The organism is Clostridium sp. (genome assembly GCF_032552055.1).
In the GTDB taxonomy this organism is placed as follows: domain Bacteria; phylum Bacillota; class Clostridia; order Clostridiales; family Clostridiaceae; genus Clostridium.
In genome coordinates, this window is record NZ_JAWGSV010000039.1 from 1 (window position 1) to 17,705 (window position 17,705).

18 protein-coding genes are annotated in these 17,705 nt (G+C 29.3%); all 18 read left to right on the forward strand.

All coding sequences use genetic code 11. The features are described 5' to 3' along the window. Positions 1–147 precede the first annotated feature (147 nt). The 18 genes from lexA to E6248_RS04840 all read left to right on the forward strand — a co-directional run bounded on the left by lexA (position 148) and on the right by E6248_RS04840 (position 17,704). Positions 148–1,566, forward strand: coding sequence for a transcriptional repressor LexA (gene lexA, locus E6248_RS04755; RefSeq protein WP_316339667.1), 1,419 nt, complete (start codon positions 148–150; stop codon positions 1,564–1,566). A gap of 169 nt (positions 1,567–1,735) precedes the next feature. Continuing rightward, the gene (locus tag E6248_RS04760) at positions 1,736–1,942 is read left to right on the forward strand and encodes a hypothetical protein (RefSeq protein WP_316339668.1); all 207 of its coding nucleotides are present in this window, start codon (positions 1,736–1,738) and stop codon (positions 1,940–1,942) included. A 92-nt stretch (positions 1,943–2,034) separates the two neighbouring features. Further along, positions 2,035–2,739: a DUF3784 domain-containing protein gene (locus E6248_RS04765; RefSeq protein WP_316339669.1), complete on the forward strand. Its 705-nt coding sequence runs from the start codon at positions 2,035–2,037 to the stop codon at positions 2,737–2,739. 382 nt (positions 2,740–3,121) lie between these two features. After that, positions 3,122–3,733 (forward strand): DNA-3-methyladenine glycosylase, encoded by a 612-nt coding sequence (locus E6248_RS04770; protein ID WP_316339670.1) that lies wholly within the window; start codon positions 3,122–3,124, stop codon positions 3,731–3,733. Positions 3,734–3,803: 70 nt separating this feature from the next. Then, positions 3,804–4,184 (forward strand): hypothetical protein, encoded by a 381-nt coding sequence (locus E6248_RS04775; protein WP_316339671.1) that lies wholly within the window; start codon positions 3,804–3,806, stop codon positions 4,182–4,184. Positions 4,185–4,418: 234 nt separating this feature from the next. After that, a complete protein-coding gene (gene msrB, locus E6248_RS04780; protein WP_316339672.1) occupies positions 4,419–4,865 on the forward strand; it encodes a peptide-methionine (R)-S-oxide reductase MsrB in 447 nt (148 codons plus the stop codon). A gap of 178 nt (positions 4,866–5,043) precedes the next feature. After that, positions 5,044–7,245 carry a penicillin-binding transpeptidase domain-containing protein gene (locus tag E6248_RS04785; RefSeq protein ID WP_316339673.1) on the forward strand — a complete coding sequence of 734 codons (2,202 nt, stop codon included), beginning with the start codon at positions 5,044–5,046 and terminating at the stop codon, positions 7,243–7,245. 18 nt (positions 7,246–7,263) lie between these two features. Beyond that, complete coding sequence (gene ftsW / locus E6248_RS04790; protein WP_316339674.1) at positions 7,264–8,415, forward strand: putative lipid II flippase FtsW; 1,152 nt, start codon at positions 7,264–7,266, stop codon at positions 8,413–8,415. A 271-nt stretch (positions 8,416–8,686) separates the two neighbouring features. Beyond that, positions 8,687–9,556, forward strand: coding sequence for a DegV family protein (locus E6248_RS04795; protein ID WP_396335131.1), 870 nt, complete (start codon positions 8,687–8,689; stop codon positions 9,554–9,556). Positions 9,557–9,760: 204 nt separating this feature from the next. Beyond that, complete coding sequence (ruvA, locus tag E6248_RS04800; protein WP_316339676.1) at positions 9,761–10,366, forward strand: Holliday junction branch migration protein RuvA; 606 nt, start codon at positions 9,761–9,763, stop codon at positions 10,364–10,366. Positions 10,367–10,377: 11 nt separating this feature from the next. Continuing rightward, complete coding sequence (gene ruvB, locus E6248_RS04805) at positions 10,378–11,400, forward strand: Holliday junction branch migration DNA helicase RuvB (protein WP_316339677.1); 1,023 nt, start codon at positions 10,378–10,380, stop codon at positions 11,398–11,400. 32 nt (positions 11,401–11,432) lie between these two features. Beyond that, on the forward strand, positions 11,433–12,461 hold the full coding sequence (queA, locus tag E6248_RS04810) for a tRNA preQ1(34) S-adenosylmethionine ribosyltransferase-isomerase QueA (protein ID WP_316339678.1): 1,029 nt from the start codon (positions 11,433–11,435) through the stop codon (positions 12,459–12,461). 21 nt (positions 12,462–12,482) lie between these two features. Next, the gene (tgt, locus tag E6248_RS04815) at positions 12,483–13,625 is read left to right on the forward strand and encodes a tRNA guanosine(34) transglycosylase Tgt (protein ID WP_316339679.1); all 1,143 of its coding nucleotides are present in this window, start codon (positions 12,483–12,485) and stop codon (positions 13,623–13,625) included. Between the two features lie 104 nt (positions 13,626–13,729). Continuing rightward, on the forward strand, positions 13,730–14,005 hold the full coding sequence (yajC, locus tag E6248_RS04820; RefSeq protein ID WP_136005711.1) for a preprotein translocase subunit YajC: 276 nt from the start codon (positions 13,730–13,732) through the stop codon (positions 14,003–14,005). Positions 14,006–14,054: 49 nt separating this feature from the next. Beyond that, a complete protein-coding gene (locus tag E6248_RS04825; protein WP_316339680.1) occupies positions 14,055–14,423 on the forward strand; it encodes a TIGR04086 family membrane protein in 369 nt (122 codons plus the stop codon). A gap of 163 nt (positions 14,424–14,586) precedes the next feature. Continuing rightward, positions 14,587–15,846 (forward strand): protein translocase subunit SecD, encoded by a 1,260-nt coding sequence (gene secD / locus E6248_RS04830; protein ID WP_316339681.1) that lies wholly within the window; start codon positions 14,587–14,589, stop codon positions 15,844–15,846. Further along, positions 15,839–16,720 carry a protein translocase subunit SecF gene (gene secF / locus E6248_RS04835; protein ID WP_316339682.1) on the forward strand — a complete coding sequence of 294 codons (882 nt, stop codon included), beginning with the start codon at positions 15,839–15,841 and terminating at the stop codon, positions 16,718–16,720. The genes secD and secF overlap by 8 nt, the downstream gene beginning before the upstream one ends. Before the next feature lie 132 nt (positions 16,721–16,852). Continuing rightward, positions 16,853–17,704 carry a DHH family phosphoesterase gene (locus tag E6248_RS04840; protein WP_136005705.1) on the forward strand — a complete coding sequence of 284 codons (852 nt, stop codon included), beginning with the start codon at positions 16,853–16,855 and terminating at the stop codon, positions 17,702–17,704. Position 17,705: the final 1 nt, after the last annotated feature.

Genomic DNA, 17,705 nt, shown 5'->3' on the forward strand with positions numbered 1-17,705 from the left:
AATTAAAACTAAAAAACTAATAATTAAGATAGGGATTGTCAAAGACAGTCCCTAATTATTTACAGTAGCTTTCTTATTTGACATAAATCTCAATAAAATATATTATTAAAATACATTTAAATATACAGAAGATAGGGCGGTGAAAATTTGGAACTTACAAAATATCAAAAAAGGTTTATTAATAATAAATCATCAGGATATCAAATATTAAAGGGAAAAGAAAATACAGGAAAAAGTACTGCTTCAATTTATAAATTATTAAACTTAGAAAATAACTATTGTCTTTATGAAGAAGATAAAATAGTATTTATTACTTCTAGTCATAGTAATAACTTTAAAGCTAAGGAACTATATAATAGTGAAAGTAAGGAGAATTATTTTTACTCATTATTTTCTTTAGATAAAAATAGGGTGGAAATTATAACTTTAGAAGAACTTGTTAATACATATTATAATGCTTATGGAAGAGAAAGAGGACAATCATTTAATAATATACATAGAAGAGAAGCTTTAAAGGTATTAGAAGATTTAAAAGAAAATATAGAAGGATTTTATAAGAAATCAAAGTTTATAAAAAAAGCTTCATATGAATTCTTATTAGATGAAATTCTATGGATAAAGGCAAGTAATTTCTCCTTAGAAGAATATCTAACAGTTGATAGAAAAGGAAGAAAAGGTAGAATAAAAAAGTCTTCTTATACTCGTGAAGGAATTTATAACCTCAAGGAAATGTATAATGAAAAGTTATATTCAAGTTATAGAATAGATGAATATGATCATGTGTTATTTGCATTACAATATGTAAAAAAGCTTAGTGGAATATATAGTCATATAATATTAGATGATACTGAAAAGTTAACCAAGGCTGAAATAGACCTAGTAAAAGCTATATATAAAGAAAAAACTTACTCTTCATTTATTTTAATTTTAAATAGTGAACTTAACACTAAAGAAAATTCTTGGATGATTAAGGGAAGAAAGTTTAACTCATTAGGATTTGATATAAAGGGGAAAACATTTAACTTTAAAGTAAAATTCGAAAGTAAGAAAAAAGAAATTAATACTATAGAAAAGTATCAATATATTAATCTTAGAAATAAGGAAGTTGTTGAATTCAATATAGATACTGCTTCTAATTCAAAGGAATTATTAGAAGAGAATAATGTTATTTTTAACGAGGATGAATTGTTAGACGTTCCTATGTTTAATAATATAGCAGCTGGTAACCCAATAGAAATAAATGATAATATTGAAGGTAATTTCTACTTGCCTAAATATTGGCTTGAGAAAGGTAAGGAATCATTTATTCTAAGAGTTAAGGGTGACTCCATGGTTGATAAAAATATCTGTAATGGTGATTTAGTAGTAATTAAAAAGCAAGCTACAGCTAACCATAATGATATAGTTGCAGCTAATTTAGACGGAGAAGCTACGTTAAAGACATTAAATCTAAATAGTGAAACTCCAAAACTTATGCCAGCGAATTCATTATATTCTCCTATAGAATTATCAAATAGAAATGTTAATATATTAGGAGTAGCTATTGGAGTAATAAAAAATAATTAGCTTAGTGGCTAATTATTTTTTGTTTCAAACAAATTATTTCATTAAATTTTCATTTTTTAATTAGTTATTTTTCATTAATACTACCTTTTAGGTGGTATTTTTTTTCTTTAAAATAATTTACATATAAATATAGAGATATGAATAATATTAATGGAAGGGAGATGGGAAAATGGATATAGAGATATTAAAAGATCATAAAAGAAAGCTTTTAGATAATATTAATTATGCTAAAGAGGTTAATATAAACAAGGTATCAGCTATTTTAGTCTGCAATGATGAAGAAGTACAAAAAGAATTGTTATCATGGTTAATTTATGAAGGGTATAAGGTTTCATTTACAAAAGAGGATGTTAATATTCTAACAATAGAGTGGTAAAGTATATTCTGAAAAGATATTGACTTAATCATCTAAAGTGATATAATTAACCTTATAAGAGGTGGTTTTTAACTTTAAAGGAGTTGATTTCTATGATTCCCATAATTATATTATCAATAGTAAGTTTGGTATTTATATTAATTGGAGTGGCTATAAGTAAATATAAATGTTATTGGCTTATATCAGGATATAATACTGCTTCTAAAGTTGAAAAAGAAAATATTGAAATTGAAGAATTAGCTAAACATATGGCTAGAATGTGCTATATTATTTCAGCATTATTATTTTTTGGTGGAATTATAACAGGATATTTTAATTTTTCTATAATGCCACTTACTGTAATAATAATAGTTGTTATTTTTGGATATATTTTTTATCTTCAAAAGTTTGACCACAATAAGAAAAGCAAGGCAGAAATAGTAGTTTTAGCAGTAGTTAGTTTTATTACTTTAGCAGTGCTTATTATAACTTTTTCTGTAGGAAGTGAACCTAATGAAATAAGGCTTACAGATAGTTCTATAATAATTGATGGAAGTTATGGGACATCTATTAAAAAGGTTAATATAACAGCAATAGAGTCAATAGAAAGTTTGCCTGAAATATCTAGTAGGACAAATGGTTATAGTGATGGATCAAATAAAAAAGGTGACTTTAAATTAGAAAATGGAGAAAAGGTAAAGCTTTACATACAAAGCAAAGAGGGGCCCTTTATAAAAATAACTTCACAGGATAAAGTTGTTTTTATTAATTATAAAGATAAGGATAAAACCTTAGAATTGTTAAATAATCTAAAATAGCAAGAAATAGAGCTTTAGGGCTCTATTTTCTTGCTTTATTTATATGTAAAAGAATTGTAAGGTTTTAAAAATAAATATTATAGTATAATAAGAAATATAAGATTCAATAAATATTCTATATTTATTCAATAATAATATGGCTGATATTTATATATGTTTCAATAAATAATTTACATTTTGTAGTCTTATAGAATTTTGAGTGGGAAATAATTCCAAAGTAAATTACATCAATTGAAAGTATCAATTTTTAAATTTCTATATAAGTTGACTATATACTTCATTAACTAACGTATTCTACTTATTAAATATAACTTAATAAAATGTAAAACTTTATTGTAACTTATATGTTAAAAATAAACTTATATAATTATAAGGAGGATTTATGATTATAGAAAAAGACTTTTATCAAAGGAATGCTATTAGTGTTGCAAAGGAAATACTAGGAGATTACTTAGTTAGAGAAGTAGATGGAAGAAAGATTAAATCAATAATAGTAGAGACAGAAAGCTATATTGGAGCCTCAGATAAAGCTTGTCATGCATATAATTATAAGAAAACCGAAAGAACGAAACCTCTTTTTCAGGAAGGCGGAATTGCTTATGTATATTTTATTTATGGGCTGTATCATTGTTTAAATATAGTTACAAATATAAAAGATGAGCCGGAAGCAGTATTAATTAGGGCAGTAGAGCCTATAGATAACTTAGATTACTTATCTAATGTTAGGTTTAATAAAAGCTACGATGAATTAACAAAAACTCAAAAGAAAAACTTAACTAATGGGCCTTCTAAACTTTGTACTGCATTAAATATTACTAAAAAAGAGAACTATATTGAGTTTTATAAAGAAGGAAGCCTATATATAGAAGCTAATCCTAATAAAAATTTTGAAATAGTTGAGACTATAAGGATAGGGATAGATTATGCAGAAGAAGCAAAGGATTTTCCATGGAGATTTTATATTAAAGATAATATGTATGTTTCTAAAAAGTAAAATATAAATATGCATAAATATAATGATAAGGACAAAACTATTAGTGATTATTTTATAAGGAGGTACTTTTATGAAATTTAAAAAGTCATTAATAGTGATATTTTCATTATTAGTTTGTTCATTTATTATGATAGGAGCTAATCCGGAAAAAGGGATTAATAGTAAAAGCCCTTTATTTATTGGTGAAATAACCGATATTCAAAAGGATGAAGATGGAAAATCAATTAGAATAACTGTTGAAGGTTATATTAAGGGTGTAGAAGTAGGTAAAACCACAATAGTTGGAATTGTAAATGAAGAAACTAAAATTATGAATTCCTTAAATGATAAAAAGGAAAATATAGAGCTTCAAAAAGGTGATTTAGTTTATATGAGACTAGCTGAAGCTATGACTAAGTCACAACCACCACAAGTTGTGGTAAAAAGAATATTTGTCACTAAGAATAAATAGACAAAGTTTAAAATGTATTTATAATATAAAGTGATTCTTTGCTTCAGGTGGAGTTTTATTAAAAGGTAGAGAACTAAAATCTTGAATTTTGTGGAGTAACTTTCACAGAATGCTGGATGCCTACTCCATCTGAAGCTTAGAATAACTAATCCAGGGGCGTAGCAGTACTTAACTCCAACTTATAAAAGATGAGAGTGTTAGCAATGGTAGCCATTGGATAAATATAATGGAGGGATGGAATTGAAAAAATATAGTAAAGAAGAGTTGAAAGAGAAGCTAACTGAATTACAATATAAAGTTACCCAAGAAAGTGCAACTGAAGCACCTTATACTAATGAGTATTTTGATCATTTTGAAGAAGGGATTTACGTTGATGTTGTATCATTAGAACCTTTATTTGTATCTACTGATAAATTTGATTCAGGTTGTGGGTGGCCAGCTTTTTCAAAACCTATAGATAGAAAATTAATTAAAGAAAAGATGGATTCAAGCCATGGTATGATTAGAACTGAAGTAAGAAGTGAAAATTCTGATTCTCACTTAGGTCACGTATTTTGTGATGGACCAGAAGAATTAGGTGGACTTAGATATTGTATAAACTCTGCTTCATTAAAATTTATCTCAAAAGATAAAATGAAAGAAGAAGGATATGAAGAGTATCTACCATTATTGAATAAGTAATTTTAAATAAATTATTTATTCAATAATTATTAACTATTAATTGATAATTTTTAATTGAAATAATGGCTGTCTTTTGGCAGCCAATTATTTTATTATACTGATTTACATAATTATTGGCTATTTGATATAATTAATAGTACAACCTATGAAAATAAAAAAAGTGCCATGGGGGTTTATTATGAAAGGAAGAACTAAAAATAATACTAAAAAAAACAATAATAATTCAAGAGAAAGAGCTTTATATGTAACTATAGGAGTGTGTTTGGTTTTTCTAGTGCTTATAGGAAGATTAACTTACATAATGATTTATAAGAGTAAAGAGTACAAGCATATGGCTCAAGGACAATGGAACTCTCAGGTAACAGTTGCAGCTGATAGAGGAGATATAACAGATAGAAATGGGTCTATACTTGCAACATCAATTGATGTATATAGAGTAGATTTAGATTTAAAGGCAATAGATATTTATATAGAAGATGAAGAAAATAAAACTACTAAGGAAGAAGTTGCAAGAAAATTATCTGAGGCCTCTGGAGTACCTTATGATGAGGTACTTAAGAAGTTAGAGCCTGTAATTGAAGATGGAGTAAAAATTTATACAACTACTTTAGTTAAGGGGATAGATAAGGAAGTAGCTGATAGAATTAAAGATTTAAATATATACGGTGTTGTCATATCTATTAATCCAAAGAGGTATTATCCTAATAACAATTTCTTGGCTCATGCTTTAGGTAGCGTTAATTCTGATAATATTCCTTTAAATGGAGTTGAGCTGCAATATAATTCAGAACTAACAGGTCTTCCTGGATATAAAATAGCAGAGGTAGATGGAAGTCTTAAGGAATTACCTTTCCAAACAGTTAAATTTGCAAATCCTGTTGATGGAAAAAATGTGTCATTAACTATAGATGAAAATATTCAATTAATGGCTGAAAAGGCAGCTGAAAAAGCATTTACTGATAATAAAGCTACGGAAGTAAATGTAATAGTAATGAATCCTAATAATGGAGAAATACTTGCTATGGCAAATAAGCCAGATTTTAATCCTAATAATCCTTATGAAGAATATGAAAAGTTTGAAGGTGCCGATGATTCTGAAAAACTTCAAAATATGTTAAAAAATGATGCAGTAAGTAATTCCTTTGAGCCTGGATCAACATTTAAGAATATAACAATGGCTGCTGTGCTAGAAGAAGGATTAGCGAGTGAAAATGATACATTCTACTGTGATGGTGGAGTTAAGTTTGGCTCAACAACTATAAAATGTTGGAATTTAGCAGGTCATGGTACTCAAACCTTACCTGAAATTCTTCAAAATTCATGTAATGTTGGATTTATGGAGTTAGGATCTAGAATAGGATATCCAAAGTTAAAGGAGTATATTGATAAATTTGGTTTCGGACAAATGAGTAAAGTTGATTTACCGCAGGAATCAGAAGGAATTGTAAAGTCAGTTAGTGATGCTAGTGAAATGGACTTAGCTACTATAGCTTTTGGTCAAACTAATACAGTAAATAGTATTCAACTATTAACAGCATTTAATGCTATAGCAAATGGTGGAGATTTAATTCAACCTCATATTATGAAAGATATAAGTTATAATGCAGGAAATGGTACGAAAGTAATAGATGAAGTATTTAAGCCAACTATCAAAGAAAATATTATATCAAAAGAAACCACAGCAACTTTAAGAGACTATTTAGAGAGAACAATTAATAGTGGGCAACCAGGTGGAACTTTGATGGGAGCAGAAAGAAGAGTAGGAGGTAAGACTGGTACAGCTCAAACTGTAGATCCAGTATTGGGTGGATATTCAGATGATAAATATATAGCTTCAGTACTAGCTTTATATCCTGTAGAGGATCCTCAGATAACTATTTATATAAAAGTTGTAAATCCTAGTGCTGGACAATATTATGGTGGTCCTGTTACAACTCCAATTTTAAAATCTTTATTAGGAGAGTTATTTACTTATTTAGATTCTCAAATTTATACTGATAGATATAATGAAAAGGAAAAAGTTGTTGTGCCAGAATTAAGAGGTAAGACAACAGAAGAAGCAAAGAGAATTTTAGAAGAAAGTGGATTAAAGATAGATGTTGAATCAACTTCGAAGAAGGTTATCAATATGGAACCTTATCCAGGCTCATTAGTAGAAAGTGGTTCTACTATAAGTGTTAATTTAGTTAATGATAATACTGATGGAAATAAGCTGATTATGCCAGATTTAAAAGGAAAAACCTTAGAGGAAGCCATGAAAATACTAGATAGTTTAAATATTACTTATAAAGTTAATGGTACTGGTGTAGTAGATAGTCAAGATGTTTTAGCAGGGAAATTAATTGAAAAAGGAACTAAAGTAAAATTAAATTTAAAATAATGGGTAGTAGGAGAAAAAATGAATACAGTTAGTAGAGGAAGTAAAAGAAGACCTAGAAAACTAAAAAAAAGAATAAAGATGAAAGATATTGACTATGGGCTACTATGTGGAATTTTAATACTACTTTTCATAGGTATTGTTATGGTATATTCATCTAGTTCTTACTATGCCTTATATGAAAAGGATAATAGTGATTTCTTTTTTATTAAAGAAATCATATGGGCAATAGTCGGAATATGCGGAATGTTAGTAACTATGTCCATAGACTATCATATTTATAAAAAATGGACGCCATATTTTGTTATGTTTACATACATAGCCTTGGTTTTAGTGCTATTTTTAGGAGTTAATCTTAATGGAGCTACAAGATGGATAAGGATTGGACCTCTATCCTTCCAGCCTTCAGAACTAGCAAAGTATGTTTTAGTTCTTTATCTTGCATTACTTATAGATAGGAGGAAAGATAAGATAAGGAAATTTAAGGAAGGAACAATATTTTATTTAGCAATTGCTGCTTCATTTGCAGTATTAATCCTTGCAGGTAAAAATTTGAGTATTACGGCTATTGTTATGATGGTGGCTGTTGTAATGATATTTGTTGGAGGCGGAAAATTAATTCATATTCTTTCATTTGTTCCAGTAGGTGTTGCAATATTAGGATTTTTAATTTATTTACAGCCTTATAGATTAGATAGATTTACATCATTTTTAGATCCTTGGGCAGATACTTCAGGAAAAAGTTATCAGTTAATACAATCCTTTTATGCTCTTGGTTCTGGAGGTGTTTTTGGTTCAGGACTTGGAAACTCAAGACAAAAGGCTCTTTTTATGCCTGAGCCTCATAATGATTTTATTTTTGCAATTATTGGCGAGGAACTTGGGCTTATTGGATGTATAGCAATAATTTTATTATTTATGTTTATTGTTATTAAAGGAGTTTCAATAGCTATTAAAGCTAGAGATAACTATGGCTTCTTAATTTCTATTGGAATAATATCTGTAATAGCAATTCAAGCAATAATAAATATTGCAGTTGTAACAGGTTCAATGCCAGTAACGGGCGTACCAATGCCTTTTATTAGTTATGGTGGAACCTCCTTAGTCTTTAATTTAGGGGCCATAGGTATATTGCTTAACATATCTAGACAAAGTAAGAAAGAAACAAAATAAAATATTATTAGAGTATGGAATTATTTCGCAATAGTAATATAATTATAGTATAAGATATAGCAATAAAGTGATTCTTAGCTTCAGATGAAATTTTCTTAAAAAGTAGAAAACCAAAATCTTGCGTTTTGTGTGAATTACTTTCATAGAGTGCAGGATGCTTACTGAATCTGAAGCTTAGAAGAACTAATTCAGGCGCGTAGCAGTACTTATCTCTCATTTTGGAAGATTGGAGTATTAGCAATGGTAGCGATGGATAAAAGATAGGAGGGAAATAATGAAGACAATAATATTTACAGATTCATGTTGTGATTTACCTATTAACTTTGTAAAAGAAAATAATATTGAAGTTATGCATCTAAGAGTAAATTTTAAAGGAGAAGATATTCCTGATGATTTAGGTGAAAGCATAAATTATAAAAATTTCTATAAGTTTATTAGAAATGGAGAAATGCCAACAACATCCCAAGTAAATATTGGAGAGTTCCAAGAAAAATTCGGAAAGTATGTTAATGAAGGATATGCAATAATATATATAGGCTTTTCATCTGCTTTAAGCGGTTGTATTAATAGTGCAAGATTAGCTATGGAAAATATCAAATTAGATAATGAAAATGCTGATATTACAATTATAGATTCAAAAAGTGCATCTATGGGACTTGGATTGTTAGTTTTCTATGCAGCTAAAATGCTTAAAGATGGAAAGAGTAAAGATGAAATAGTAAGCTGGGTTGAAGAAAATAAGGTAAGGGTAAATCACTGGTTTACTGTTGATGATTTAAATCACTTAAAAAGAGGTGGAAGAATTTCAAGTTCTGTTGCTATAGTAGGAACAATGTTAAGCATAAAGCCTGTAATGCATGTAGATGATGAGGGGAAGCTTACTCCTGTATCTAAAGTTAAGGGTAGAAAAAAATCTATTAAAGTATTACAAGAAAAGATAACTGAGAAGATAGTTAATCCTGAGGAGCAGACTATATTTATTAGTCATGGAGACTGTTTAGAAGAAGCAGAGCATCTAAAGGAACTTATAACTAGTGAAATCAAAGTAAGGGATGTTATTATAAATAATATTGGTCCAGTAATTGGAAGTCATGCAGGACCTGGAACAATAGCATTATTCTTTATTGGAGATTCTAGATAAGAAAATATTATTTTACTTTTAACATAATAATAAAGATAAAAGGGTTGCCTCAAGAAATGCTTGAGGGAACTCTTTAGTTTTTGTATAGAATGTTTACAGATATAAGTTGTAGAAGTTGAATTATTTTATTTATAATGATAAAGTATAGTGTAGATTAAAATAAGATGTAAAGTATAGTTGGTATGCATAAAGGAGTGTAAGTCTATGTTTGAATACATAAAGGGAAGATATAAGGGAATAAATAAAGATTATATTATAGTTGAAAATAATGGAATTGGATATAAGGTGTTTACTTCAGGTGCAACTATGTCAGCTATGCCAAAAATAGATGAAGAAGTTAAGTTATATCTTGAACATATAGTTAGACAAGACTTCATGGGGCTTTATGGATTTGACACAAAAGAAGAACTTGAAATGTTTAAATTGTTAATATCCATTAATGGTGTAGGCTCAAAGGCAGCATTATCATTATTATCTATTAGTAGAATTAATAATTTACGATATGCAATTATGATGGGTGATGATAAGCACTTATGTAAGGCTCCTGGTATAGGGAAGAAAACGGCTGGAAGAATTATATTAGAGCTTAAGGATAAAATTAAGAAAGAAGAGATTTCAGGTAATAATGAAAGTTCATCAGATTTTATGGATATTGCTTCAAATAGTGCTATAAATATTGCAGAATCTTTAAGTGCTCTACTAGCATTAGGATATTCTGAGAAGGAAGCTGAAGCTGCTTTAAGTAAGGTAGATAAAACTGAAAGCATAGAAAATATCATTAAGAATTGTTTAAAGGTTCTAATGGGATAGAGAGGTGGATTATGGAAAGAATAATAACACCACAGGAAATATTTGAAGACGGAAGTGTATTAAGTCTAAGGCCACAAAGTTTAGAGGAATACATAGGGCAAGATAAGGTCAAGGAGAGATTAAGTATTTTTATTAAAGCTGCTCAAAATAGAAGTGAAGCCTTAGACCATGTGCTTCTTTATGGACCTCCAGGTCTTGGAAAGACAACGTTAGCTAATATTATAGCTAAAGAAATGGATGGAGAGCTTAAGATAACATCCGGACCTGCTATTGAAAGGGCTGGTGATTTAGCAGCTATACTAACTACCCTTAAGGATAACGATGTTTTATTTATAGATGAGATTCATAGACTTAATAGAAATGTAGAAGAGATATTATATCCTGCAATGGAGGACTATGTTCTAGATATTGTAATAGGAAAAGGAGCAGCTGCAAAATCTATAAGATTGGACTTACCGAAGTTTACCTTAATAGGGGCAACTACTAGAATTGGAATGCTTACATCTCCCCTTAGGGATAGATTTGGAGTTCTTTGTGATATGCAGTATTATTCAGTTGAGCAACTTAAGGAGATTGTAATAAGATCTGCCTTTGTACTAAACTGCCATATTACAGAAGAAGGAGCTTTAGAGCTTGCAAGAAGATCTAGAGGTACTCCAAGAATAGCAAATAGATTATTAAAAAGAGTTAGAGATTATGCAGAAGTTTATTCTAATTCACTTATAAGTGCAAAGGAAGCTAAAGCGGCTTTAAATTTGCTTGAAGTTGATAATAAAGGTTTTGATAGAGTAGATAATAAAATTTTAGAAGCAATTATTGATAACTTTAATGGGGGACCAGTAGGTATAGAAACACTATCTTACTTTATTGGAGAGGAGCTTGGAACTATTGAAGATGTCTATGAACCATATTTGCTTCAAACAGGTTTTATAGTAAGAACTTCAAGGGGAAGAATTGCAACTGATAAGGCTTATGAACATTTGGGGAGAAGCAAAAATAAGAAATTAAATGGTGAGCAACAAAAGTTGTTCTAAGAATGAATGACCATAGATAAGGAGATAATACAATGAAAGTAAGTGATTTTGATTTTTATTTGCCAGAAGAATTAATTGCACAACATCCCTTAGAAAAAAGAGATGCTTCAAGGCTTATGGTTTTAGATAAAAAGACAGGAAGTATAGAACACAAATCCTTCCATGATGTGATAGATTATTTAAATGAAGGAGATACTTTAGTATTAAATAATACAAGAGTAATGCCAGCTAGGCTTATAGGTGAAAAAGAAAATACTGGTGGAAAAATAGAATTTCTTCTGTTAAAAAGAATAGAAGGAGATAAGTGGGAATGTTTAGCTAAACCAGGTAAAAGAGCAAAGATAGGGCAAAGATTTACCTTTGGAGAAGGTAAGCTTAAATGTGAAGTTGTTGATATAGTTGAAGAAGGAAATAGAGTTATTGAATTTAGTTATGATGGGATATTTGAACAAGTTTTAGATGAGCTAGGGGAAATGCCTTTGCCACCATATATAACTGAAAGACTAGAAGATAGGGAAAGATATCAAACAGTATACTCTAAAGAAAAAGGTTCAGCAGCAGCTCCAACAGCAGGTCTTCACTTTACAGAAGAATTATTAAAGGAAATTAAGGGTAAAGGTATAAATATAGCATATTTGACGCTGCACGTTGGACTTGGAACTTTCAGACCTGTTAAGGTAGATGATATTAATGAACATATTATGCACTCTGAATTCTATCATTTAGATAAGGAAAATGCAGATATAATTAATGAAACTAAAAAGAGAGGAAATAAAGTTATTGCTGTAGGTACTACTTCAACAAGGACATTAGAAACTATTGGAGATGAAAATGGATTTGTTAGGGAACAAAGTGGTTGGACAGATATTTTCCTTTATCCAGGATATAAATATAAGGTTATAGATGAATTAATAACTAATTTCCACTTACCAGAGTCAACATTAATTATGTTAGTTTCTGCTCTTGCAGGAAAAGAAAATGTTATGAATGCTTATAATGAAGCAGTTAAAGAAAGATATAGATTTTTCTCCTTTGGAGATTCAATGCTTATAAAAGAGTAAACTAGAAGAGGAAGTGAAATTTTGAGTAAAAAAAGATATACTTTATTAAAGAAGGATGGCAAGGCAAGAAGAGGTAGGTTTGAAACTCCTCATGGAACTATAGAAACGCCAGTATTTATGAATGTAGGAACATTAGCAGTTATTAAGGGTGCTGTTTCTACAATGGATTTAAAGGAAATAGGATGTCAAGTAGAGCTTTCTAATACTTATCATTTACATTTAAGACCTTCAGATAAGGTAGTTGCTGAGCTTGGAGGATTACATAAATTTATGAACTGGGATAGACCGATTCTTACAGATTCAGGTGGATTCCAAGTATTTTCTCTATCTGGAATGAGAAAAATAAAAGAAGAAGGTGTTTATTTCTCTTCTCATATAGATGGTAAAAAGATCTTTATGGGACCAGAAGAATCAATGCAAATCCAAAGCAACTTAGCTTCAACTATAGCAATGGCTTTTGATGAATGTATTCCAAACCCTTCAACTAGAGATTATGTTGAGAAATCTGTAGCAAGAACTACTAGATGGCTTGAAAGATGTAAGGTAGAAATGGATAGGTTAAATTCTCTACCTGAAACAATAAACAAAGAACAAATGCTTTTTGGTATTAATCAAGGCGGATGTTATGAGGATATTAGAATAGATCATGCTAAAACTATAACTAAAATGGACTTAGATGGATATGCTATTGGAGGTCTTGCTGTAGGAGAAACTCATGAAGAAATGTACAGAGTTATAGATGCGGTAGTTCCTCATTTGCCTGAAGATAAACCTATTTACTTGATGGGAGTTGGACTTCCTAGTAATATATTAGAAGCAGTGGATAGAGGCGTTGACTTCTTTGACTGCGTACTTCCTGCTAGAAATGGTAGACATGGTCATGTGTTTACAAAGGATGGCAAGATTAATTTAATGAATGCTAAGTTTGAACTTGATACTAGACCAATAGATGAAGGTTGTCAGTGTCCAGCATGTAAGAGTTATACAAGAGCTTATATTAGACATTTATTTAAGGCTAAGGAAATGCTTGCAATGAGACTTTGTGTTCTTCATAATCTTTATTTCTATAATAAACTTATGGAAGATATCAGAAATGCAATTGATGGAGGATACTTTAAAGAGTTTAAAGAAGAAAAGTTAAAGGAATGGAATGGTAGAGCTTAAAGTATTAAATATCTGTTAATATAATTGACAGTACTATATTATTAAGTTATAGTTTTTATTATCAAAATATATAAACAAAAGTTATAATGAAGGGAATGAATTAAATGGAAGCAATATTATCGTTAGTGTTACCTTTTGCTTTAATGTTCGGTCTTATGTATTTCTTATTAATACTACCAGAAAAGAAGAGAACAAAAAAATATAATGAAATGATTTCTGCTATAGAAAAAAATGATGAAATAATTACTAGAGGCGGAATAATGGGAAGAGTTGTTATCGTTGAAGATGACTATGTAGTTATTGAGTCAAGTGCTGAAAGAACTAAACTTAAAATTTCAAAGAGCGGTATAGCTACTAAGGTAAATAAAGTAGAAGAATAAGAATAAAGCCCCCTAGGCTATCATAGATTAGTACTAGGGGGTGATTTTTATGGAGTGGGTAAACTATTTTAAAAGTATTTTTAGAGGCCTTTTATGTGCGTTGGTAATTACGGTTATTGCTACTATTATATTTTCATTAGTGATGAATAAATTACCTATAGAAGAAAATGTGCTAAATATTATTTATGTAGTAATAACAGCTTTATCTCTTGTAGTAGGATCTGTTTTTGCAGTGAAAAACTATGGAAGCAAGGGGTGGATAGTTGGATTAGCTGTAGGTTGCATGTTTTACATAGTCTTATATTTAATTGGCATTATTTTTGGCGCTGAAGCTACATTAACTATTTATGATTTTATGAAGTTTGCATTATGCATATTAATTGGACTTCTATCAGGAATGCTTGGAATAAACCTATAATTAAATTATTAAAGTAAGAGATATCCCTTCTCTTACTTTTTTACATATTAAGGGATTTTTTATACATAAAATATATTTTAATTACATAATATACTAAAAGTAGTTGATATTGATTAACATAAGATATATAATTTAAATGAAAATGTACTAGAGGGGGAAAACCATGAAGAGGAGAAGTAAAAGTAAAAACTCGGTGTTATTAATACTTTCAGTTGTAATTATAATTTCCTTAGCCTTTATTGGGTTTAAAGGTTTTGAATTTGCAGGGTGGAAAGTAAAGTCTTTTGATGAGGCAATTACAAAGGGACTAGACCTTCAAGGTGGAGTTTCTGTATTGATGGAAATTGTTGATGAAGATGTTTCATCTGATGTGTTAGAAAGAACGAAACAATTATTAGAACTTAGAGTAAATAAAATAGGGGTTGCAGAAACAGTAGTAACTGTTGAAGGTGATAAAAGAATTAGGATAGATATCCCTGGAGCATTTAATTCAAGTGAAATAGTTGATGGACTTACTAAGACTGGAAACCTAGAGTTTAAAGATTCAGAGGGTAACGTAGTTTTAACTGGAAAGGATGTAAAAGAAGCAACAGCTATATTAGATGATACGTCAAGACCAGTTGTTTCACTAGAGTTAAATGAAGATGGTCAATCAAAATTTGCTGAAGTTACAGCTAATAACATAGGAAAAAGTATAAGTATATATATGGATGATGAAGTTGTATCTTCTCCAGTAGTTCAAAATGCAATTACTGATGGGAAAGCAGTAATTAATGGTATGTCTTCAATGGATGAAGCTAAGAAGCTTGCAGGAGTAATAAGTTCTGGTGCATTACCAGTAACTGTTCAAGCAGCTTCAGTTAATAATGTTGGTGCTCAACTTGGAGCAGAAGCCTTACCTAATGCATTAAAAGCAGGGGCTATAGGCGTAGGACTTATTTTTATTTTTATGATTTTATATTATAGAGTGCCAGGAATATTTGCAAGTATAGCATTAACTCTATATATTTCATTAGTTTTATTAGTCTTTGCTGAAATGAAAGTAACATTAACTCTACCTGGAATAGCAGCTTTATTATTAACTATTGGTATGGCTGTTGATGCAAATATTCTTATATTTGAAAGAATAAGAGAGGAACTTTCTAGAGGGATATCTATTAAAAGTGCAGTTAAAGCAGGATTTGAAAATGCTATGTCTTCAATTGTAGACTCAAATTCAACTACATTTATTGCTGCATTAATACTTTACTTTATAGGATCTGGCTCAGTAAAAGGATTTGCTGTAACTCTTATGATAGGTATAGTATTAAGCTTATTTACAGCATTAATAGTTACTAAAACACTAATTACTTTAGCTGTTGAAATAGGACTTTTAAAGAGTCTTGGACAATTTAGAGTTAAGAGAGGTGAAAATAATGCTTAAGATTATAGAAAAAACTAAGCTTTGGTTCGCCTTATCAATAATAGTTATTGTTATAGGATTAGGATTTACTTTTACTAAGGGTCTAAACTTTGGTATAGATTTCTTAGGTGGAACTAAGATAGTAGTTCAATATAACGAAGGATTTAATAAACCGGAAGCTGATGAAATAGTAAAAGGAATTGTACCTGGAGCTGTAACTAACGAAGCTGAAGGGAATCAATACGAAATTAAGTCTAATGACTTTGATAGTTCTAAGGTAGAATCTGTTTTCAAAGCATTACAAGAAAAGTATAATTTAGAAGATGATGATTTATTATCTCAAGTAGAAATAGGTGCTTCAGTTGGTAGGGAATTAACTAGAAATTCAATTTTAGCTTTATTTGTAGCTTGTGCTGCTATGTTAATTTATATAGCTATAAGATTTGAACTTAATTATGGTATTGCAGCTATAATTGCATTAGTTCATGATTTACTAATAACAGTTAGTGTATTTGCTATTTTTAATATTCCTGTAAATACACCATTTATTGCAGCGGTTTTAACGATAGTAGGTTATTCAATTAATGATACTATAGTAATTTTTGATAGAATTAGAGAAAATTCTAAGAATATGAGAAGAACTTCTTCATCAGAAATTGCTAATAAGAGTTTAACTCAAACAATGTCAAGATCTATTAATACTACTTTGACTACTTTAGTTACAATAATAGCTGTTAATATTTTCGTACCTACAGTTAGAGAATTTACATTCCCATTAATTATAGGCATAGCTGCAGGTGCATATTCATCTATATTTATAGCAGCTCCTACTTGGGTAATGTTAAAGGATAGAAAAGCTAAGAAAAACAAGCAATCAAAAGCTAAATTAGCATAATATTATATAATATTTGATAAACCTCCAAATTATTTTGGAGGTTTATTGTTTTTTTACAAGAAAACATTTGTAATATTTATGATTATACATTATAATATATGTGTTTTCTTAAGTTTTATGGAGGAGTTTATAATGCGTAAGTTTTGGGAGAGTATTTATAGTCCAAATTATATTACTGGATATAATCCCTTTATACTTAAAAATATGAACAAAGCAATTGAACATGTGGTAGAAGCAGTAAATAATAGAAATAAAATAGTTATTTACGGTGTATCAAATGTTGATGGATTGTGTGCGATATCATCACTACATTTAGTTTTAAAATATTTAAATGCAGATATAGAGTACGTTATTCATGAAGAGGATTCAGGTTCTGGAATTACTTCTGAAAGTATAAAAAATAATGTTAGCTTTCTAGGAGGTCAGCTTTTAATTACACTAGGAATTGATTTAAGCTCAGAAGAAGAAGAAAAGCTTTGTAGGGATCTTGGGATAGATTTGATAGTATTGGAAAATAAAGAAGATAATAATGGAAGAAATTATATTTACATAAATCCGAATCAAAAGGGATGCCAGTATAGATATAAAAATTTATCTATTAGCGGGTTAACCTTTAAATTAATGCAAGCCATAGCAATTTATTATAATATAAAAAGCATTAATAAGTATTTAGATTTAATATTAATAGGAGAGCAATGGGCAGAAGTTCCTTTAAAAGGGGAAAATGGGGTCATACTTAAAGAAGGTAGAAAGTTCCTAATTAATACTAATAATTATGGATTAAGAGCTATAATGAATTATTATAATATAGTTGAGATGGATGATGAGTGCATATTAAAAATTATAGAACTTATTACACCAACTATTAATGCTGTTAGGAAAATGGATAATGCTCGAATAATAATAGAGCTATTAACCACTAATAAGAAAGATAGAGCTGTACAAATAACTAAATATTTGAATAAATCTAATATGACTATATAAT